This window comes from Methylorubrum rhodinum (assembly GCF_014199935.1).
Taxonomy (GTDB): Bacteria; Pseudomonadota; Alphaproteobacteria; order Rhizobiales; family Beijerinckiaceae; genus Methylobacterium; species Methylobacterium rhodinum.
On record NZ_JACHOP010000023.1, the window covers coordinates 69,398 to 89,481 of the forward strand.

Here is a 20,084-nt window from a genome sequence, read left to right on the forward strand (position 1 = left end):
GGTTCTCACCGCCCCTCGACCCGGCCGATCGCGATGCCCGTGAAAGTCTGGTTGAGATGCATCGAGCGGTACTGCTCGCCGTAGGTCTCGAACCCGACGACGCCGTAGCGGCGGTAGAGGTCGGCGATGCGGTGGCGGACCTGCCGGCTCTCCGCGTCGAGGCGGCGGAACACGCAGTCGAAGCCGAGCACGAGGTCGAGCCCGCCGAGCGCGGTGTCGAGGGCGTCGAGTTCGGCCCGGGTCGCCTCGACGATGTCGCGGGGCTGGGCCAGCGTCATCACCACGCCCTCGCCGATGGCGCAGAAGAAGGTCAGCGAGCCGTCGGGCTCCACCCGGCTGATCGAGCGGCAGTAATATTCGCCGCCGATCTTCACCGCGAGCGGGTAGGCCGCGAAGCTCATCGGCGTCAGGCTCTCGGGGTCGAGCCCGACCGCCATGGCGTATTCGCGCGCCGCGGGCTCGGCGTTCAGTTCGTAGACGCGCCGCTCCTCCTCGCGGGCGGCGGTGACGACGAACTTGCGGTTCGTCGGCTCGAAATTGTCGCTCTTGAAGATGCGGATGGGGAATTCGGTCTCGACGAGCAGGATCACCGCGGCGTCGCGGTGCGCCTTTCCGTCGTGGATCAGCACGGTGGAGCGGAAGGCGAGATCGTCGCCGGCCGAGCCGCCGACCAGCGGGATGCCGTCGAGCGCCCAGGCCACCGCCGAGACCACGGTCTCCTCGGCGTTGGCGAGGGCGTCGATCAGCGAGATCGCGAAGCGATGGCCCGTGCCGCCGTCCGGCCGGCCCTGGTCGAGCAGGCGGCGAAGGCCCCGCACGGTCGTGGCCGCGCCCTCCACGTCGAGCCGGGCGATCTGGGTGAGCACCCCGGCGACGATGCGGAAGCCCCGGCGGGGAAAGGCGATGGCGACGAGGCCGCGATCGATCGGGCCGGCGGGGCTGATTCCGCCCGAGGTGGTGCAGCCGGTGATGCCGATATCGGGGAAACGCGCACCGAGCGCCGCCGTCAGCGCCTCGGTGTCGTAGGCGGGCGAGAAGAACACGATGATGTGACCGACGCCGTCGCGCTCGATCGCTCCGGCGAGCGCCGCGACGGCCGCCTCGGCTTGGCCCGCATCGGTCCAGGCCGTCTGGATTCCGCACAGATGCCGCCGCATCTGCGTGCCCTGAACCACCGCGTCTCTCCCTCGAACGGGTCTTGTCCGGGTATTCCGGCCGCCCTTGCCCGCAAGCTCGGCGACTATGTGCGCGGCGTCGATGCCCCGCAATGGGTCTCGCATGGATATTGCCGGCAAAAGGACGGGATCCCCGTCGTCCCGCCGCGACGGCGCGAATGGAAAGGACGACAGCGACGGCGTTACCACGCCGGTCACCATAGTGGCCGGAGCCCTCTGCCGGTCTGGACGGGATTAAGACCGCCTTAGGACCTTCGGTCATTGGTTGTAGGGCCGGGCAGGAGCAGCGCATGGCTGACAAACGGAAGGCCAGTTGGGGAAGCGGGGAGCTCTACGATCTCCTCTGCCTGATGATGCTGGGGACCTGTGTCTGGCTCCTCGGGGTGCAGCTCGGTGCCTTCAGGTCCCTCGACCGGCTGATCATCGAGCACAATCTCGCGGACCTGTTCAAGCTCGGCTTCTTCATGGGGCTCGGTGCCGTTGCGGCCAGCGCGTCGAAGTCGCTCCGGCTGCGGCGGGCGATGCGCGAGCGCGACGCCGCCGAGGCGCGGGCCGCCGAGACCGCCCGGCACGATCCGCTCACGGGGCTCGCCAACCGCCGCCTGTTCGCCGAGCGCCTGGACGAGCGCCGCGCCGGCGGTTCGGGCGGACGGCTCTCGGTGTTCGTGGTCGATCTCGACCGGTTCAAGCCGGTCAACGAACTCTACGGCTACGAGGCCGGCAACGCGGTCCTGCGCGCCGTCGGCGAGCGGCTGGTGCGGACGCTGCCCGCCGAGAGCACCGTGGCGCGCCTCGACGGCGACGAGTTCGCCGCCCTGGTCGAATCCGGCCCCGGCGGCGAGGGACTGGCGCGGCTCGCCCAGGGGCTGATCGCCGCCCTGTCGGCTCCGGTGACGTGGCTGGGGCACGAGATCAAGGTCGGCGCCACCGTCGGCATCGCCGCGGCGGGCCCGGAGGCGGGCAGCGCCCAGGCCGTGCTCCACGCCGCCGATCTCGCCATGGGCCAGGGCAAGCGCGACGGGCGCGGCACCTACCGGGTGTTCGAATCGGCGATGGACGAGGCGCTCAAGGCCCGCGCCCGCCTGGAGGCCGATCTGCGCGTCGCGATCGATGCCGGGCAGATCGAGCCCTATTACCAGCCGGTCGTCGCCCTTCCCGGCCAGACCGTGACCGGCTTCGAGGTGCTGGCCCGCTGGCGCCATCCCGAGCACGGCCTGCTCATGCCCTCGGCCTTCATCCCCGTGGCCGAGGAGACCGGGATGATCGGCGACCTCAGCTACCTGATCCTGCGCCGCGCCTGCCTCGATGCCCGCGCCTGGCCGAACCACCTGCAGCTCGCCGTCAACATCGCCCCCCAGCAGTTCCAGGATTCGGAACTGGCGCTGCGCATCCTGGCGATCCTGACCGAGACCGGCTTCCAGGCGCACCGCCTGGAGGTCGAGATCACCGAGACCGCGATCGTGCAGGATCTGGAGGCGACGCGCGCCACCCTCGGCGCGCTTCAGGCGCTCGGCGTGCGCGTGGCGCTCGACGATTTCGGCACCGGCTATTCGAGCCTCTACCACCTGCGCGAGCTGCGCTTCGACAAGCTGAAGATCGACCGCTCCTACGTCGACTCGATCGCCGAGGACCACGAGCGGGCCAAGCTCGTCGACGCGATCATCAAGCTCGGCAACAGCCTCGGCCTCGTCACGACCGCCGAGGGCATCGAGACCAAGACCAGCGTCGACTGGCTCGCGAGCCAGGGCTGCGACTTCGGCCAGGGCTACCTGTTCGGCAAGCCGATGCCGCGCGCCGAGATCGACCGCCGCCTCAACGAGGGCCTGCTCGATACCGGCCCGGTGGCGCCGAAGCGGGACGCCGTCTCGAAGCCCGTCCTGATCGAGAAAATCGAGAAGGCGGCCTGACCGCCCGGCCGGGTCGCGTTGAGCGGCCGGCGGGACAGCGACGGGCCGGCACAGGCCGATGCCGGCGCCCGGCCTCGCGGCCCTCGCGGCGGCATCGGAGGGACGGCGACGAGCCGAGCCTGCGCGACCGGATGGTCGACCTCGGCCCGCGACGTCGACCGTCGCGAAGGCCTTGCATCGGACGAGCCCGAACACTCGTCCGATTCCCCGAGGCCCGGCCATCGCTTGATCGATCACGATGGCGTCAATGATGCGGATATACCAGTGAGGGCCGCGAAAAGGGGGGAACCGGCTCGCGCGCAACCCGTTTGTGCACCGCCGCCGACAGAGCGGCGCGTGACACGGAAGGGTGTTCGGAGCGGTGACCGCGGGCGTCGACAGACATGAGCTGAGGCAGATCATCGCCGGCCTGAGCGAGGGTGTGATCCTGGTCGAGCCCGACCAGACCATCGCCTACGCCAACGAGGCCGCGCTCGCCATGCACGGGGCGGAAAGCCTCGTGGAGCTCGGGCCCGACATCGACGCCTATCGCGAGCGCTTCGCCCTGCGCTACCGCAACAACAAGACGCCGAACCACTACCCGATCGAGCGGGTCGTCGACGGCGAGACCTTCCACGACGTGATCGTCGAGGTGCGCCGCACCGACCGGCCGCACGTGGAGTTCGTGCATTCGCTGCGCAGCCTCGTCGCCACCGACCGCGACGGCCAGCCGAGCTGCCTCGCGCTGATCCTCAAGGACGTGTCGGACCAGTTCGAGGCCGAGGAGCGCTTCGAGAAGACCTTCAACGCCAATCCGGCGCCCGCCGTCATCACGCGGCTGTCGGACCTGCGCCACGTCAAGGTGAATATCGGCTTCCTTGAGATGACCGGCTTCACCCGCGACGCGGTGCTGGGGCGCAGCGTCTACGAGGTCGACGTGCTGGCCGGCGCCCGCAACCGCGACCTCGCGATCGCGCGGCTCGACGAGGGCGGCACCATCCCGCAGATGGAGGCCTGCCTCGACCTGCCCGATGGCGGCAGCCGCTTCGTCATCGTCGCCGGCCAGCCCATGGATATGGGCGACGAGCCTTGCATGCTCTTCACCTTCGCCGACCTCGAACTGCGCAGGAAGGCCGAGACGGCCCTGCGCCAGAGCGAGGAGCGCTTCGGCAAGGCGTTCCGCCTCACCCCGGTGCCGACCCTGCTGGTGCGGGCGCAGGACCATCGGGTCACCAGCATCAACGAGGCCTTCACCCGCGTCTTCGGCCACGGCGAGGACGGGATCGTCGGGCGCAGCCTCGCCGAGGCGGGCCTGTGGGTCAGCGACGCCCAGCGCACGGCGTTCGAGACCACGCTTGCCCGCAGCGGCTCCTTCCTCGGGATCGAGATCTGCCTGCGCCACGAGCAGGGTGAGAATCTCGACTGCCTCGTCTCCGCCGAACGCGTCAGCATCAACGACGACGCCTTCGTGCTGATGGTCATGCAGGACATCACCGATCGCAAGCACACCGAGCGCGAGCTGTTCGACGCCATCGAGGCGGTGATGGCGGACACCTCGTGGTTCAGCCGCGGCCTGATCGAGAAGCTGGCGAACCTGCGCCGCCCCGGCCGCGAGAGCGCCGACGCGTCGGTGCCGAACCTGACGCTGCGCGAGCGGCAGATCCTCAACCTGATCTGCGCCGGGCTCGACGACGACGCCATCGCGAAGAAGCTCGGCCTGTCGCGCAACACCGTGCGCAACCACGGCGCCGCGCTCTACCGCAAGCTCGGCGTCCACCGCCGCACGGAGGCCGTGGTCTGGGGCCGGGAGAACGGCTTTCCAGTCACCTCATCCGGTACATGAATGTCAATATACCGGTACTTCTGTACTATTGAATCGGCCGGTACGGTGCACATCTGGGGATCGGTTCAGGGAATTCTCCACGACAAGGAATGCCCATGACCAAGGTTCCGAACTCCACTTCCGCCGAGCACCTCAAGGGCTCGGTGAAGGAAGCCATCGGCAAGCTCACCGGCAACGACCGGGTCGAGGCCGAGGGCCGGCGCCAGAAGCGCGCGGCACGCCCGCCTAATGCGGACAAGCCCCGCGCCGACTGACCGCCGAGCCGGCGATACCGGCGCCGTCCGGCGCCGCGATCCCACGACACACAGGAGAACGAAATGGTCGATACCGACAGGATCACCGGCGCCGCGCGCGAACTCGGCGGCAAGGTGCAGGGCGCCGTGGGCGACCTCACCGGCTCGCAGCGCGACGCCGCCGAGGGCCGCCTGCACGAGGCGCAAGGGGCGGCGGAAAACCTCTACGGCCAAGCCAAGGACGCGGTCCGGCATGCCGCCGGCCGGGCAAGCGACTACGCCGAGGGCGCCTACGACTACGCCGAGGACGCCTACGAGCGCGGCGGCCGCACCCTGCGCCGCGGCACCCGCGAGGTCGGCCATCAGGTGGCCGAGTACCCGCTCGCCTCGCTGCTGATCGCCGGCTTCGTCGGCTTCGGCATCGGCCTGCTCGTGAACGCCAACCGCGACTGAGCCGACATCCCCTCGACCCGAGACCAACGATCCACCCACCGGAGTGACAGCGTGACCCCCATCAAGCCCGCAACCGTGCCCCTCGCGGCGGACGCACAGGCCGATACCCGTGCCGTCCTGCTCAACACCGTGTCCTGGGGCGCCATCTTCGCGGGCGCCGTCACGGCCCTCGTGACCCAGGTCGTCGTGAACCTACTCGGCGTCGGCGTCGGCCTCGCCTCGGTCGGCACCAACGCCGCCGACAACCCGGCCGCCTCGACCGTGTCGATGGGTGCCGGCATCTGGTTCGTCGCCTCCGGCATCGTCGCCTCGCTCGCGGGCGGCCTCATCGCCGGCCGCCTCTCGGGCAAGCCGCTGCCGGGCGCCGCCGCCCTGCACGGCCTCGTCTCCTGGGCGGTGACGACCCTGATCGTGCTCTATCTGCTCACCTCCGCCGCCACCGGCCTGGTCGGCGGCACCCTCGGCTCGGTGTCCAGCGCCCTCGGCGGCGCCGGCAACCTCATCGGCGGCTCGGTGCAGACGGTGGCTCAGGCCGCGGCCCCCTCGCTGTCGAAGATCTCCAACCCCCTCGACGGCATCGAGCAGAAGGTGCGCGAGCAGTCGGCCGGTCAGGACCCGCAGGCGGCCCGCGACGCGGCGGTGGCGGCGATCCGCGCCGTGCTGACGGGCGATGCGTCGCAGAAGGAAGAGGCCAAGAACCGGGCGGCCGACGCGCTCGCCAAGGCGCAGAACATCTCCCCCGATCAGGCCAAGGCGCAGATCGACGATTATCAGAAGCAGTACGAGCAGGCCGTCGCCACCGCGAAGAAGAAGGCCGAGGAGACGGCGGTCGTCGCCAAGTCCGCGGCCATGCAGGGTGCCTTCTACGCCGCCCTGGCCCTGGTGCTGGGTGCCCTCGCCGCCTTCTTCGGTGGCCGCCTCGGCGCCCCGAAGCCCGTCACCCTCGTCGGCGCCTACGACGCGCGCCGCATCTGATCCCCCTCGGCTCCCGCGCTCCCGCGGGAGCCTCCCCCGACCGGCGAACGCCGGCCATTCACGCGAACCAAGGAGACAGTCCCATGAGCAGCACCACCGACAAGCTGAAGGGTCTCGCCAACGAAGCCGCGGGCAACATCAAGCAGGGCATCGGCAACGCCACCGGAAACGACAAACTCGTGGCCGAGGGCAAGGCCCAGGAGATCAAGGGCGAGGCCCAGAAGACGACCGGCGAGGTCAAGGACGGCGTGAAGAACGTCGCCGACAAGATCACCGGCCGCTGATCGACCGGAGCGCCTGGTCGGCGGGGCCGCCGACCCCGCTCGCCGGCCCCTCCCCTCCCGACGTGGTCCGGACGTGAGACACGTTCGGACCACGGAGCGCCGTTGACCGAGAGCCGTGTCGGACCCGATCGCATCAGGCCGGGCACGGCTCTCGGTCTTTGTCTTGCCGCGCATTCTTTCGACGAACCGATTTCCGCTCCGTCGGAATGCGCCCTGGCCGAAACACCCGAAATCTCGAGGAGCACGCGATGAGCAAGGGATACCCGTCGATGACCGCCCTGCTGGGGCTGCTGGCGGTGGCCGGCTACCAGAACCGGGACAAGATCGCCGAGTGGCTCGGCCAGCACGGCAAGGACGCCCCGCGGGCTCCGGCCTCGCCCGCGACCGTGCCGCGCGTGTCCTCGACCGACCGGCCGGCGGCTCTCGAAGGCCTGCTCGGCGGCCTCGGCGCGGGCGGCGTCGGCGGGCTGATCGCCGGGGGCCTGGGCGAACTGGTCGACCACTTCACCCGCGGCGGCCACGGTGAGACGGCCAAGTCCTGGATCGATCACGGCGAGAACCGGACCATGGCCGAGGCCGACCTGGAGCGCGCCATCGGCTCCGAGACCCTCGACCACCTGACGCAGCAGACCGGCCTCAGCCGCGCCGCCCTGCTGTCCCGGCTCACGCGCGAACTGCCCTCGGCAATCGACCGCTACTCGCCCGATGGCCGCCTGCCCGTCTGATCCGAATCGGCGATGACCGTTGCTCATTGCCGATTGCCCCCGCGCAAGGGGACGAGAAGGGGGACGAGAAAGGGAACGAGACTTGGGGGCGGCAGTCGTCCGCCGAACGCGCGGAACGGGACCATCGGTCATGGTCCGTGCGGCTCGGTACGACACGGGTTCGGGCTGAGGCCGGATGTCCGTCCCGGCGTGCGGAGCCAGCAGGCTCCCACGCCCGTCGCGAACCGAGGGATCGATGCGGTCCTCGGGTTCCCCTCCCCCCGTTTGGGATGGGATTCGCAGTGGCGGTCATCCGGAAGGCAACGCCGCGCCTCCCCGTGAACGGCTGCCGCATCCGTTCTCTGCGACGGGACGAAGAACGGTACGATCCACCGAGGGCCCGGATCGCGAACCGGAAAACCGAACATTCCTGAAAAAAGTGCGACGACCCGTGAACCGGTGACGTCCCTGCCGCGACCCATGCGGGAAGGCCGAAGAGTTCGGCCTCTCCCGATCCTCAGGAGGTCGTCATGGCTCGCTTCTCGTCCCTCTTCCGCGCCGTCCCGGTCGGCGCCGCCACCCTGATCACCCTCGGCGTGCTGGCCGCCCCTACCGGCGCCAGCGCCGGGTTCAAGATCCCGGCCTGTTCCCCGAACTGCCTCGGCCCGTCGAAGCCGGTGAAGCCTTTCATCGTTTCCAGTTACGGCACCAAGTTCAAGTACAAGCCGGGCCACAAGATCGGCGGTGGCTGGGTCCACAAGCATGGCGGCGGCTGGGGCTACGGCGCGGCGGCGCTGGGCGGCATCGCGGTCGGGTTGGTCGCGGCCGGTGCCGCCTCGGCCAATGCCTATGCCGGTGACTGCGCCCTGGTGCGTCGGGAGGCGGTCGACGAGGACGGGACCGTCTACATCCGCCGCGTCCGCGTCTGCGAGTGAGCGTCCTGAGCGGGGCGTCCCGAGCTTACGAGGGCTCGACGCCCCGCGGCACCGCGTCCGTCGCGGCCGCCTCGGGACCGCTCCACGGGAGACCGACCATGCTGCGCGAGTCACCCCTGCCGCCGCTCGTTCTCAGTTCCGTCCTGGCGCTCGGCATCGCCCTCATCGATCCACGGACGCAGCCGCAGGCCGATGCCCGCCCGACGACGCCGATCCGCATCGAGGACGGCGTCCGCGACGAAGCCTCCGGGCATCCGGGTGTCACGCAAGCCTCGCCCGGCGCGGCGGATCCGGTGCGAGGCCGGCCCGCGCCACGCCCCCCGCAGGCTCGGAAGGCGTAGGACGCCGAGCGGCGGTCGCCTTCGGACCCCGTGTCGACATCTCGGCAAGTTCTCGCTCCCGATCGGCTCGGTTGCAGACTCGCCGAAAGCTGTCAGATACTGGGACCGGATCCAAGTTTTCGCCGAAATGCGCAGGAGCGAAGATCATGCCGGTCCGCTCGGGTGGTCCGCGTCGACGGCGGATGGGGGCGCCGATCCGCGGCGCCTGCGTGGGCGCCGTCCTGGCGCTGATGCCGTCCGCCGTCCTCTCGCAGACGCGCGGCGGGTTCGAGGGCGGACCGATGCCGGGAGGCGGCAGAGGCGGGGGCGGCCTCGGCGGCGCCGGATTCGGGATCGGGATCGGCGCCGGGATCATCGGCGGCGTCATCGCGCCGATGCTGCGCGCTCCGCGACCGGAGGCGGACGACGCGGTGGAGCCGCAGTGGCCTCGCCGCCCGGCTCCGACCGTGGCCCGTCCCGACGAGGCGATCCCGGCCCGGCCGCGGCCTGCGCGCGAGAAGGCCGCCGTCCATGCGCCGTCCCGACCGGTCCGTCCGCCCCTCGCCGAGGCGCCGCGCCCGGACTCTCGCCGCACCGTGAAGGCCGCACCGGCGACGCCTCCCCCCCTGTCCCCGCCCCGCATCGAGCGCGCCGAGCCCGCCCGGCCGCCGCAACCGGCGCGGAAGGTGACCTCGCCGAGACCCGTCCTGCCCCCCGCAGCCCCGCCCTCGACCGCCCGCGGCGCTCCGCCTCCGGTCCCGGCGGCGCGCCCCGTCGCGGACGAGCCCGGCCTCGTTCCCGGCGAAGTGCTGGTGACGCTCAGGCTGTCGGCGCCCCGCGATGCGGCGAGCGGGCTCGCGCGGCGCGCCGGCCTGAGGCTCCTCGCCAGCGAAGGCTTCACGCTGGTGCCGGTCACGCTCCACCGCTACGCGATCCGGTCCGGCCGCAGCGTCGCCTCGGTCCTGCGCACGCTGGAGGCCGACCCGCAGGTCGCCACCGCGCAGCCCAACCACGCCTACGCGCTCGTGGGCGGCGGCGCGCCCGCGCTCGCGGGTGCGCAATACGCCGTCGGCAAACTGCGCCTCGCCGAGGCGCAGGAGACCGCCACCGGCCGCGGCATTCCCGTCGCCGTCATCGATTCCGGGGTCGATGCCGCGCATCCGGCCCTCGCCGGCGCGCTGGAACGCAGTTGGGACGCGATCGCCAAGGGAGCGGTGCCGCCGGGCAGCGCGCATGCCCACGGAACGGCGGTGGCGGGCCTCGTCGGCGCGCGCGGGCCGCTCGCCAGTCCCGCCCCCGAGGCCCGCCTCCTCGCGATCCGCGCCTTCACGGGGCCGGGGGAGGCCCGGCCGAGCGGCGCGCAGGGAACAACGGTCCACGTGCTGCGCGCCGTCGACTGGGCGGCGCAGGCCGGCGCCCGGGTCGTCAACATGAGCTTCGCCGGCCCCGCGGACGCCCTGCTCGCCCGCTTCCTCGCCGCCGGATCGGCCCGCGGCACCGTCTACGTCGCGGCCGGCGGCAATGCCGGCGCGGAGGCGCCGCCCCTCTACCCGGCCGCCGATCCGAGCGTCATCGCGGTCACCGCGACCGATGCCGAGGACCGCCTCTACCGGCAGGCCAACCGCGGCGGCCATCTCTGCGTCGCGGCGCCCGGCGCGGACGTCCTCGCGGCGGCGCCGGGGGGCGGCTACGGGCTCCTGTCCGGCACCTCGATGGCGGCGCCCGCGGTCGCCGGCATCGTGGCGATGCTGCTCCAGGCCGATCCGGCCCTGACGCCGGCCCAGGTGCGCGACGCCCTGATGCGCGGCGCCCGCGACCTCGGCCCGCCCGGTCCCGATCCCGAATACGGCGCCGGCCTCGCCGACGCGCGCGCCACCCTCCAGGCGATCGGCCTTCCGCCGCCGGCCGCCGGCACCGCCGAGGCGACGGCGCGGGCCGTCGTCGCGGCGCCGGAGCCGACGGCTGCCGAAACGCCCCCGACCCCGCGGCCATGAGCGCCGGGAGACCGGCCGGCACGGCCCCCCCGCGCGGGCCGCCCGACCGTTTTTTCCGCCGCCGCGATGAACCGAACGCGCCGCTCGCGCGACCGATGGTCGACGAGGGCGCCCGGTGACGGCCCTGTCCGACGAAGCGCTGGTGGCGCTGGTCGCCGGGGGCGACGGGAACGCGATGCGGAGCCTCTACGCGCGGCACTCCACCCGCGTGTTCCGGTTCCTCGTCCGCCTCGTCCGGGACGCCACCACGGCGGAGGATCTCATGAGCGACGTGTTCTTCGACGTCTGGCAGCAGGCCGCCCGCTTCGAGGGCCGCTCCAGCGTCACGACCTGGATGCTGGGCGTCGCCCGCTTCAAGGCGCTCTCGCACCTGCGGCGGCGTCCGCACCAACCGCTCGAGCCCGACACCGCCGAGGCGATCGAGGACGAGGCCGACACGCCGGAGATCCTGCTGCAGAAGGTCGGCAAGGCGGCGGTGATCCGCCGCTGCCTGGCCGCGCTCTCGCCCGAGCACCGCGAGGTGATCGACTTGGTCTATTACCACGAGCGCAGCGTCGACGAGGTCGCCGAGATCGTCGGCGTCCCGGCCGGCACGGTGAAGACGCGGCTATTCCACGCGCGCAAGCGCCTGTCGGAGCATCTGAGCGCGCTCGGCATCGATCGGGGCTGGCCATGAGCACGACGAGCCCATCGGGCGAAGAGCGCGCGCCGGACGAGATCGATCTGCTGCTCCCCTGGCACGCGGTCGAGCGCCTCTCGCCGGAGGAGGCGGAGCGGGTCGAGGCGGCGCTTGCCCGCGAGCCGTTGCGGCGGCACCATCTCGCGGCCGTGCGCGAGGAGCAGGCCGAGACGGTCGCGCTGAACCGGGACCTCGGAACGCCCTCGCACGCGGCACGCGACGCGCTTTTCGCGCGGATCGAGGCCGAGGGACGCCGGACGCGCCCGTCGGCCGGGCCGGCGCAGCGGATCGGCGCGTGGCTCGCGGGGCTCGCCCCCGGCACCCTCGCATGGTCCGGTGCCGCCGCGGTCCTGGTCATCGCGCTCCAGGCCGGGCTCCTCGTCGGCGCCTATCGTGCGCAGGCGCCGACCGGCTTCGCGACGGCGTCCGGACCGGAGGCCGCGCCGGCGCAAGGTGGACGGTTCGTGCTCGTCGCCTTCGCCCCGGCGGCGACGGCGGCCCGGATCGACGCCGTGCTGCGGGATGCCCGTGCCGTGATCGTCGAAGGCCCCCGCGCCGGAGGCCTCTATCGGCTGCGGTTGACGGACGAGGCCGGGGCCGCCGCCGCGATCGAGCGGCTGCGGGCGGCGTCCGACGTCGTCGGGCTGCTGATCCCCGAGACGGCGCCGCCGAAGCCGTGAGTGCCGCGCGCCCCTCGAGACGAGCGAGGGTCGGGACGACCCGCCGGACCGACCTCCGTCAAGGACGGATCAGGGCGGCGGCGAGGGGGCCGCAGGCCGGGTGGGGGGCGCCCCGCGCCAGCTCGGGCCCGTCCGGCTGCCAGGACAGGACGAGCGTGCCGGTGCCGGTGCCGCCCGCCGAGACCATGGCGCTGCGGGTGGCCCGTCCCCGGCCGTCCGAGACGCTCGTGCGGACCTCGACATACTGCCCCGAGGAGCGCGCCAGGTAGGGACGCAGGCCGTCCCCCGCCACGCCGGCCACGAGCGCGCGCACGGGCACCAGGGCGGGATCGAGGCCGCCGCCCGGATTGTACACCGTCAGGGCGCCGCGCAAGCGCTCGGCCTGCTCGGCCGACAGGGACGGAAGCCGCTCGATCTCGTCCACGCTGGAGAATGGGCCGTTGCGCGGGCCGTAGGCGAGGCCGCGCGAGGTGTATTGCGGCGCCTCGGCACCGCCGCTGGGCTCGGGATTGTCGTCGGGGTCGCGGTAGTCCATCACCTCGGCCGCGAGGGTCAGGGCGTCGGCGTCGCCGATGCCGAGCGCGCGGAACGCCGTCTCGAGGAGCGGCCGGGGCGCTGCGTTGAGGTCGATCAGCCCGCCATGGTCCTGCACGGACAGCGCGAGCCGGCGGCCCTCGGGCAGGTCGCAGGCGATCGGCGCGCCGTTGCGCGGGAGGCCGAGGCTCGCGACCCCGCGGGTCCGCTCCAGCACGAAGCCCGTCGCAACGAGCCGCGCCGCGCCGTCGGCGAGCCCCTGGAGGCGGAGGCTGCGGGCCTGACCGTCGGTGACACCGATGCGGGTCCGCTGCCGGTCGGTCGCCACCACGGCGGCCGCCGAGACCACGATCAGGATCGCCAGCACCATGGGCAGGACGAAGCCGGATTCGTCCGCGGGCACGGGCCTGGGCGCGCTCACTGGCCGAAGCCGAGCGGCACGAGGAGCGGCGGCCAGCGCCGCCGGTCGCCGGGCGGGAAGTCGAGGCTGATCTCGATCAGGCTCGGGAGCCGGTCCCGGCGGGTCCAGGCCGAGAACCAGCCCGGCTGCGGCGCGGCGAGGCCGGCCCCGAAATAGCGCAGGCGAACATTCGCCGCCCGGCTCACCAGCACCTCCGGCGGCCGCGTGCCGGCCTCCGAACCGAGGCTGCGCGCCTCGACGAGATCGACGGTGCCGTCGCCCCGGCGGACCGCCCACACGGTCTGGCGCACGGCCCCGCCCCGCTCGGTCCGGCGATCCGCCAGCACGGTGCCGGCGAAACGCTCCGGCTCCCCCACGAAGGGCGGCCGGCGCCCGTCGGTGTCGCGGCCGGCGAGACGGGCCAGTGAGCTGCGCAGGTGATCGCGGACGATGTCGAGATCGGTGTCGGCCGAGACCCGCCCGCCGAGCCCGGACAGTACCCCGGCGGCGCCGATCGCCTGGAACAGGAGCACGGAGATCAGCGAGAGCAGGGCGAGGGAGACCAGCATCTCGACGAGCGTGAAGCCGGCCGCGCGCGCGCGCCGCCCGCCCGGATCGGTCGGCGCCGGCTCATCCATCTCAGCCACCGAGGCCGACCGTCAGCACGGTCTCGTACACCACCGGGCCGCGCGGGGCGTCGCGGGTGAGGCGCACGTGCCAGACCGGCGGAACGTCGTGCCATCCGAGCCGCGGACCGACATCCGCGACATCGAGGATCCAGGTCTGGCCGTCGGAGAAGCGGCCCGTCTCGGCACCGCGCCGCAGGGTTCCGGCGGCGAGCCGCAGCGCGACGATCCCCCTCGCCTCGTCCACCGCCCGAAGCGCCGCCTCCACCTGCCCGCTCTGCCGACCGAGCGAGGCCGCGACGTCCAACGCCGAGACGGTGCAAAGGGACACGATCGCGAAGGCGACGAGCATCTCGACGAGGGTGAAGCCGTCCGCATCCGATCCGGACGAGGAGCGAGGCGGCGTCATGGGCCCGTCTCCGCCTCGGCGACCCGGCCGGTCAGGCTGCTGATCGCCAGGGTGCGGCGACCGGCGGCGCCGACGAGTCGGATCGTCCCTCCTGTCGCGCTGCCGTCGGGGAAGAAACGGATCTCGCCGCGCCCCGCTCGGCTCGCCTCGGAGCGCAACACCTCGACCGCGACCCCGCCCGCGGCGATCGGCGCCGCGCCGGGCCGCGTGCTCACGAACAGGCCGCGCTCGGGTACGAAGGTCAGGCTCGCGGGGGCGCCGCTGCCGCGGGCCTGCGCCCGCAGGCGGGTCAACTCGCCCGCGAGGGCGGCGGCGGTCTGATCGAGGCGGCGGCCCGGGAGCATGGTGCCGATGGCCGGGATCGCGAGCCCCGCCACGAGGCCGAGCACCGCGAGCACGACGAGCATCTCGACGAGGCTGAAGCCCGCCGCGTCGGCACCGTCCCGGGCAAGCGTCGCGGTCACGGACCCGCCTTGGGCCGGGGGCGGGCGAGGCGGGACAGCCGTGCCGTGAGCGCCGCCTCCTCGCCCTCGGCCGCGATCCGGTCGGCGATCAGGCCGTTCTCGTCGACGATCAGCATTGCGGCGGTGTGGCCGTAGGTGTAGCCGCCGCCGGCCAGCGCGGTGCGCTCGGCCACGGCGCCGAAGCTCGCCACCGCCTCGTCGATCGCGGCCCGGTCTCCGGTCAGCGCCACGATGCGCGGATCGAAGCTCTCCATGTAGGGGCCGAGCGCCGCGGCGGTGTCGCGCTCCGGGTCGACGGTGACGAAGTAGATGCGCAGGTCGGGATCGGCGATGCCCCGCAGGGCGAGGCTGATCCGGGCGAGCGTGGTCGGGCAGATGTCGGGGCAGTGGGTGAAGCCGAAGAAGACGCCGTAGGGCCGGCCCGACAGCGCGTCGGAATCGACGGCCGCGCCGGAGGTGTCCCGCAGCAGGAAATGGCCGGCGAACAGGCTCGTCGATGCGGCGGGCGCGGACCCGGCGGGTTCGGCGGCGCCCGAGGCCAGCAACGTGGCCAGCAGCCCCGCGAGGAGGGTGCGACGGCACGGGGACCGGCTCGGCCGGATCAGGGGAAACGTCATCGTCGGACACCCTGGACAGCGATGCTCACACGGTCACGATCGCGCCCGGCACCGATGGTAGCGCCGGGTTGTTGACCGAACCTTTCGGACGCGATCCTGCGGCGGCTCGCCAAGGCCTCGGCGCCTTGGCTCAGGAGGCGGAACGGGGAGCGAAGTGGGGAGCGCCTCGCCGCCGCCCCCTGCCTGCCGAGGCTGCCCGCCGAGGCGGCCCGCGACGCCGCGTCAGGGACATTCCTCGGCGGTCCAGGTGTACTGGCCCTTCGCCTCGCGGGCGATCGCCGCGCAGGCGGCCTCGGGAACGTCGGCGGTGCAGCTGCGCCCGCCGACATAGTCCTTCACCCGGCAGGCGCCGGTGGTCTGGGGCTTGGGCGCCGGCGCCGTGCCGGCGCCGGTTCCGGTCTGGTTCGGCTGCTGCGCCCAGGCCGGGCCCCCGAGAAGGGGCCCCGCCACCAGGGCCGCCGCCCACGTTACGCGCATCGCGATCCGGGTCATGGCACGCTCTCCCTTCGGTTCTTCGATTAGCGGATCCGCACGACCTTCGCGACGCTCGGCACGCCGGCCGCATCCATCGCGAACAGCATCCACGTGCCCGGCAGCAGGATGCCGGGGTCGGTCGGCAGCGCGAGCTGGTGGCTCGTGCCGCTCTGGGTGACGGCGAGCGGCACCCGGCGCTGGTCGGTGTTGGTCGAGTGGGTGACGCTGCTGAGCCGCACCAGGGAGAAGCCCGTCACCGCCCGGTCGGTGGTGACGCTGAGCGTGCCGCCCACCGTCGCGCCCGTCGGCGCCGCGGTGATGGTCGGGCGGCTCGCGAGGTTGCCCTGCGCGTCGAAGAGGTTGGGCGGGGTCAGGATCTCGAAGTCGAGATGGTCGGCCCCGCCGCAGCCGCCGCACAGGCCGCCGCCGCCCACGAGCACGCGCCCGTCGAGCATCAGCATGGCGATGCTGTGGTAGTTGCGCGGGATCGCCATCGGGGCGAGCCGGCGCACCTTGCCGGTCCGCGGCGACCAGATCTCCGGCATCATCACCGGCAGGTTGTCGGTGAACTGGGCGGCGACGATCTGCCCGCCGACGGTCACGATGTCGCCGTCGGGCAGGACGACGGAGTTCATGTAGGTCCGCGGGAACAGCATCGGCGCGGTCTCGGCAACGGAGACGGCTCCGTTCGGGCCGGCACCGATGTCGATGGTGAAGGCCGTGTCGAGGGACGGCACCCCGGTATAGGCGGGGGCGCCGCCGGCCTTATAGATCTTGCCGATGTCGTACATGTTGGCGGTGCCGTTGACCGCGAAGCGGTCGTTGCCGCGCTTGCCGACGGAGCGGAGGCTGCCGTCGCCGCTGGTGTCGATCCAGTGCATGTCGGTGCTCGGACCGGCATGGAACACCGAGCCGTTGGAGCCGGCGAACAGCCAGTAATGGGTGTCGCCCGGATAGACCGGCACGCTCGGATCGGCCGCCGCCTCGCCCTTGACGTTGCGCAGCACCCGCCAGCGGTTCGTCGAGGGCGACCAGACCTCGCCGTCCTTGCCGCCGGCCCCGCCCGACCACGAGCCGCCATAGGTGAAGGAATCGCCGTTCGAGAGCGTGGTGCTGGCGTTGTAGCCGCGGGTGATGTTCATGTCGGCCACGCGGGTCCACGTGTTCGCGGCCGGGTCGTAGATCGTCGAGACGCCGGCCGTGATGCCGCCGGTGATCAGGATGCGCCCGTCCGGCAGCACGTTGGTGCCGGGGCAGAACATGTTGTGGCCGGTATTGGCGACGTAGGTGTCGACCGAGCGGTCGGTTGCCGGATCGTAGAGGGTCGTCCAGGTTCCGTTGCCGGAGTTGAAGCTGGTGCGCTGCTCGGCGGCCCAGAACACGACCTTGCCGTTGGGCAGTACCGCGCCCGCGACCGGGACGATGCCGATGCCGCGCGGCGCCGTCCACGCGGACGGGGCACGCCCCTCCGGTCCGAGGATCGTCCAGCGCTGCGGATCGGCCGAGTCGCAGTCCCACTGGACGATGGCGCTGCCGGAGTTGCGGTTGTCGTTGCCGCCCGTCGGGCTGAGGCAGCGGCCCGAATGGGTGGCGACGATCTCGGTCCACTTGTCGAGCTTGCGCAGGCGGAACAGGGCGTTGGCGGCGGTGGAGCAGCCCTGCTGCACCACCCGGGCGCCGTTGCCGGTGCCCGCGTTCTCGACCGCGAGGCACTGCCCCGTGGTGGCGTTGCGGATCTGGTAGCCGCCGGAGGCGGGCAGGAAGGTCCAGTTCTGGCTCGCGGGATCGCGGCAGATCTGCTGGAGGACCCCGTTGCCGGCGCCGTCGACGCAATTGCCCGAGCGGCGGTTGATCAGCACGGAGGCGCCGGTCGGCGCGGGCTCGCCGGGCGGCGGCGTGACGGTGCCGCCGTCCGCCCCGGTCCCCGTTCCGGTTCCGCCGGTGCCCGTGCCGCCGGTTCCGCCCGTGCCGGTTCCGGTTCCGGTCGTGGCCGTGCAGCGCAGGGTGTAGATGACGTTGCGGCCGGGCGCGCCGGAATCGCCCCACACGTCCTGCCGGCCCCCCGCGGCGCAATCGCCGGAGGTCTGGAGCGCGCGCTCGTTCGGCGTGTCGCTGTAATAGAGGATCGGCGTGCCGTTGCGCGACTTGTCTTGGTTGGCCCAGATCCGCAGGCCGACGGCCCAGCGACCGCCCGCCGGCACGGTGATGGGCTGAGACGGCGTGTTCATGCCCGCCGGCGTGGCGCCGAAATTGTAGGACAGGACCAGCGTCTGCGGGCCGACGCTGCCGTCGGCGTTGCGGGTGAACAAGAAGACCTCCTTGGCGAACCAGCCGTCGACGGAGGTCGGCGTCAGGGTCACCGCGGTGGCGGTGGCGGCGCCCGTTCCGGTGGGGGCGGCATCCTGCAGGTCGCAGGCCTTGGCCACGCCGTAGAGCGGATCGCCGAAGGTGGCGTTGTTGCAGGCGATCGGGCCGGCGGCGGTGCGGGTCGCGTAGGTGCCGTTGGCACCGTAGCGGACCGTGCGCGTGCCCGAGAAGGCGCAGGTCTGGTTCTCGGTGGCGCAGCGCGTCCAGGTCGCGGTGCCGGTTCCCGTTCCGGTTCCTCCAGTCCCCGTTCCGCCGGTTCCGCCGCCCGTGTCGGTGCCGCCGGTGCCGCCCGTTCCCGTGCCTCCGGTTCCGGTCCCGCCCGTGCCGGTGCCTGTGCCTGTGCCGCCGGTCCCGGTGCCGCTCGTCCCACCCCCCGTGCCTGTGCCGCCCGTGCCGGGATCGGTCACGGTGCCGCCGCCGGTGCCCGTCCCGGTCGGGGCGGTGCAGTTCAGGGTGTAGAGGACGTTGCGTCCCGCCGTGCCGGCATCGCCCCAGGCATCCTGCCGGCCGCCGGCGGCGCAGTTACCCGAACTCTGGAGCGCACGCTGGTTCGGCGTGTCGCTGTAGTACAGGATCGGCGTGCCGCGACGCGACTTGTCGCCGTTGGCCCAGATCCGCAGGCCGGCGCCCCAGGTCGAGCCGGCCGGAACCGCGATCGGCTGCGAGGGCGTGTTCAGCCCCGCGGTCGCGGCACCGAAATTGTAGGACGCGACCGTCGTCTGCGCCGTGACGGCCCCGCTCGCGTTGCGCACGAACAGGAACACCTCCTTGGCGTACCAGCCGTTGATGGCCGTGAGGGTCAGGGTGACCGAGGTGGTCCCGGTGGTGCCACCGCCGGTGCCTCCACTCGTGCCCCCGCCCGTGGTCGGCGGAGCCACCGGGCTCGGGGCCGGCACGAAGGTCTGGTTGTCGCCGCCCCAGCAATCCCACTGGATCAGCCGCTCGCCGACCGCGCGGGACCCACCGTAGACGTCGAGGCACTTGCCCGAATAGGCCGCGTTGAGCCGTACCCCGGCCCCTTGCGCCTGCGCCGACCATGTCTGCTGCGTCAGGTTCCGGCAGCGGATCTGCCACACCGCGCTGCCGTTGGTCCGCGAGGTCTGCGAATCCATGCACAGCCCGGTCGCCTGATTGACCAGGCTGAAGCCGTTGCCGGCCGGCTGGATCCGCCAGGTCTGTTCGGCGGCGCCGGTACAGGCCTGCTGCACGATCTGCACCGTCTCGGCCGGGTTGGCGCCCGGAACGGTCAGGCACATCCCCGAATGGGCGACCTTGATCGGACCCGAACCGGTGCGCGCGGCGAAATCGATGTCGGCCGAGGCCGGGACGGGTGCGGCGCCGAGGAGCGGCACCACGAGCCAGAGGCTCCTTCGCCGGAACGCCTTGATCCGATTTGCTGTCCGTGCCGTGCCCATCTCGCCCCCGCGGTTGATCGACGTCCTATGCGTTGCGTCGCACTCTTCCGCAGCTTCGATAAGGCAACAGATGTTTATGTTTCTTGATCGTGGAGACTTCCAAGGAAGAGCCGATTCATGAAGATGTATTTGGGTTAATTTCTTGTATCGCCGACATTCCACCGACAGGAGTGGCCTCTTCAGAGTAAAGTTAGCGCGAAATCGAAGAAAATCCGTGATCCGCATGTTTTCGGACGGCTCTCCGAACGATTTCGAGAGAGACGACCGAGGACGGTGCGGTCTGCTGGCAAGAGATGCGACGGGCTCACCGGCTCATCGCCCAACTCAGCATGGTTCGAGGCTCGGAGAACTCCGCCACGAGCAGGGGTCGCCCGCAGGTGACGAGGAAAGGCCATTTCATGACGACCGTAGGGCATCGGGCGAAGGTTGCCCGATCATCGGCGTGGCCGCTCAAGCCCGGTCGAGCGCCCGCTGTCGCGATAAGCGCGTTGTGTCCGTCTCATGAGCTTTCCGGCTTGCCTGAGAGCCTGTTTGAGGTCCTCCACCGTCCGTCCCCATCTGTCTCGTGTCACGAACACGCAATCCGTCTGGCAGGACGGAGGAGAGAGCAGATGTGG

General features: G+C 72.3%; 20 protein-coding genes. 12 read left to right on the plus strand and 8 right to left on the minus strand.

Translation table 11 applies throughout. The features are described 5' to 3' along the window. Positions 1 to 5: 5 nt before the first annotated feature. Entirely contained in the window at positions 6 to 1,175 is a 1,170-nt protein-coding gene (locus tag HNR00_RS20540; RefSeq protein WP_183572521.1) for an FIST N-terminal domain-containing protein, read from the minus strand. Positions 1,176 to 1,465: 290 nt separating this feature from the next. Here HNR00_RS20540 and HNR00_RS20545 point away from each other — a divergent pair, with 290 nt between their 5' ends. The 12 genes from HNR00_RS20545 to HNR00_RS20600 all read left to right on the plus strand — a co-directional run bounded on the left by HNR00_RS20545 (position 1,466) and on the right by HNR00_RS20600 (position 12,161). After that, a complete protein-coding gene (locus tag HNR00_RS20545) occupies positions 1,466 to 3,082 on the plus strand; it encodes a putative bifunctional diguanylate cyclase/phosphodiesterase (protein WP_183572523.1) in 1,617 nt (538 codons plus the stop codon). Positions 3,083 to 3,443: 361 nt separating this feature from the next. Next, complete coding sequence (locus HNR00_RS20550; RefSeq protein ID WP_183572525.1) at positions 3,444 to 4,904, plus strand: helix-turn-helix transcriptional regulator; 1,461 nt, start codon at positions 3,444 to 3,446, stop codon at positions 4,902 to 4,904. A 95-nt stretch (positions 4,905 to 4,999) separates the two neighbouring features. Further along, positions 5,000 to 5,158: a CsbD family protein gene (locus HNR00_RS20555; RefSeq protein ID WP_183572527.1), complete on the plus strand. Its 159-nt coding sequence runs from the start codon at positions 5,000 to 5,002 to the stop codon at positions 5,156 to 5,158. A 63-nt stretch (positions 5,159 to 5,221) separates the two neighbouring features. Further along, a complete protein-coding gene (locus tag HNR00_RS20560; RefSeq protein WP_183572529.1) occupies positions 5,222 to 5,590 on the plus strand; it encodes a CsbD family protein in 369 nt (122 codons plus the stop codon). A 51-nt stretch (positions 5,591 to 5,641) separates the two neighbouring features. Then, positions 5,642 to 6,565, plus strand: a complete 924-nt coding sequence (locus tag HNR00_RS20565) for a PhnA-like protein (protein ID WP_312886087.1) — start codon at positions 5,642 to 5,644, stop codon at positions 6,563 to 6,565. 83 nt (positions 6,566 to 6,648) lie between these two features. Then, a complete protein-coding gene (locus HNR00_RS20570; protein ID WP_183572531.1) occupies positions 6,649 to 6,849 on the plus strand; it encodes a CsbD family protein in 201 nt (66 codons plus the stop codon). Positions 6,850 to 7,097: 248 nt separating this feature from the next. Beyond that, the gene (locus tag HNR00_RS20575) at positions 7,098 to 7,574 is read left to right on the plus strand and encodes a YidB family protein (protein WP_183572533.1); all 477 of its coding nucleotides are present in this window, start codon (positions 7,098 to 7,100) and stop codon (positions 7,572 to 7,574) included. 509 nt (positions 7,575 to 8,083) lie between these two features. Beyond that, positions 8,084 to 8,488: a hypothetical protein gene (locus tag HNR00_RS20580; RefSeq protein WP_183572577.1), complete on the plus strand. Its 405-nt coding sequence runs from the start codon at positions 8,084 to 8,086 to the stop codon at positions 8,486 to 8,488. Between the two features lie 98 nt (positions 8,489 to 8,586). Next, on the plus strand, positions 8,587 to 8,829 hold the full coding sequence (locus HNR00_RS20585; protein WP_183572535.1) for a hypothetical protein: 243 nt from the start codon (positions 8,587 to 8,589) through the stop codon (positions 8,827 to 8,829). 146 nt (positions 8,830 to 8,975) lie between these two features. Continuing rightward, positions 8,976 to 10,802, plus strand: coding sequence for a S8 family serine peptidase (locus HNR00_RS20590; protein WP_183572537.1), 1,827 nt, complete (start codon positions 8,976 to 8,978; stop codon positions 10,800 to 10,802). A gap of 175 nt (positions 10,803 to 10,977) precedes the next feature. Further along, positions 10,978 to 11,478 carry a sigma-70 family RNA polymerase sigma factor gene (locus HNR00_RS20595; RefSeq protein ID WP_246390861.1) on the plus strand — a complete coding sequence of 167 codons (501 nt, stop codon included), beginning with the start codon at positions 10,978 to 10,980 and terminating at the stop codon, positions 11,476 to 11,478. Beyond that, complete coding sequence (locus HNR00_RS20600) at positions 11,475 to 12,161, plus strand: hypothetical protein (RefSeq protein WP_183572541.1); 687 nt, start codon at positions 11,475 to 11,477, stop codon at positions 12,159 to 12,161. Before HNR00_RS20595 ends, HNR00_RS20600 begins: the two co-directional genes overlap by 4 nt. A 58-nt stretch (positions 12,162 to 12,219) precedes the next feature. Here HNR00_RS20600 and HNR00_RS20605 read toward each other — a convergent pair whose 3' ends face one another. The 7 genes from HNR00_RS20605 to HNR00_RS20635 form a co-directional block, all read right to left on the minus strand. Further along, positions 12,220 to 13,098: a type II secretion system minor pseudopilin gene (locus tag HNR00_RS20605; RefSeq protein WP_312886088.1), complete on the minus strand. Its 879-nt coding sequence runs from the start codon at positions 13,096 to 13,098 to the stop codon at positions 12,220 to 12,222. A 14-nt stretch (positions 13,099 to 13,112) separates the two neighbouring features. After that, a complete protein-coding gene (locus HNR00_RS20610) occupies positions 13,113 to 13,733 on the minus strand; it encodes a prepilin-type N-terminal cleavage/methylation domain-containing protein (protein WP_183572543.1) in 621 nt (206 codons plus the stop codon). Between the two features lies 1 nt (position 13,734). Beyond that, the gene (locus HNR00_RS20615) at positions 13,735 to 14,130 is read right to left on the minus strand and encodes a PulJ/GspJ family protein (protein WP_183572545.1); all 396 of its coding nucleotides are present in this window, start codon (positions 14,128 to 14,130) and stop codon (positions 13,735 to 13,737) included. Continuing rightward, positions 14,127 to 14,594, minus strand: a complete 468-nt coding sequence (locus tag HNR00_RS20620) for a GspH/FimT family pseudopilin (protein WP_312886089.1) — start codon at positions 14,592 to 14,594, stop codon at positions 14,127 to 14,129. Before HNR00_RS20620 ends, HNR00_RS20615 begins: the two co-directional genes overlap by 4 nt. Beyond that, positions 14,591 to 15,211, minus strand: a complete 621-nt coding sequence (locus tag HNR00_RS20625) for an SCO family protein (RefSeq protein ID WP_183572547.1) — start codon at positions 15,209 to 15,211, stop codon at positions 14,591 to 14,593. The genes HNR00_RS20620 and HNR00_RS20625 overlap by 4 nt, the downstream gene beginning before the upstream one ends. Before the next feature lie 222 nt (positions 15,212 to 15,433). Further along, on the minus strand, positions 15,434 to 15,703 hold the full coding sequence (locus tag HNR00_RS20630; protein ID WP_183572549.1) for a hypothetical protein: 270 nt from the start codon (positions 15,701 to 15,703) through the stop codon (positions 15,434 to 15,436). A 26-nt stretch (positions 15,704 to 15,729) separates the two neighbouring features. Beyond that, complete coding sequence (locus HNR00_RS20635; RefSeq protein ID WP_312886090.1) at positions 15,730 to 19,407, minus strand: RICIN domain-containing protein; 3,678 nt, start codon at positions 19,405 to 19,407, stop codon at positions 15,730 to 15,732. Between the last annotated feature and the right edge of the window lie 677 nt (positions 19,408 to 20,084).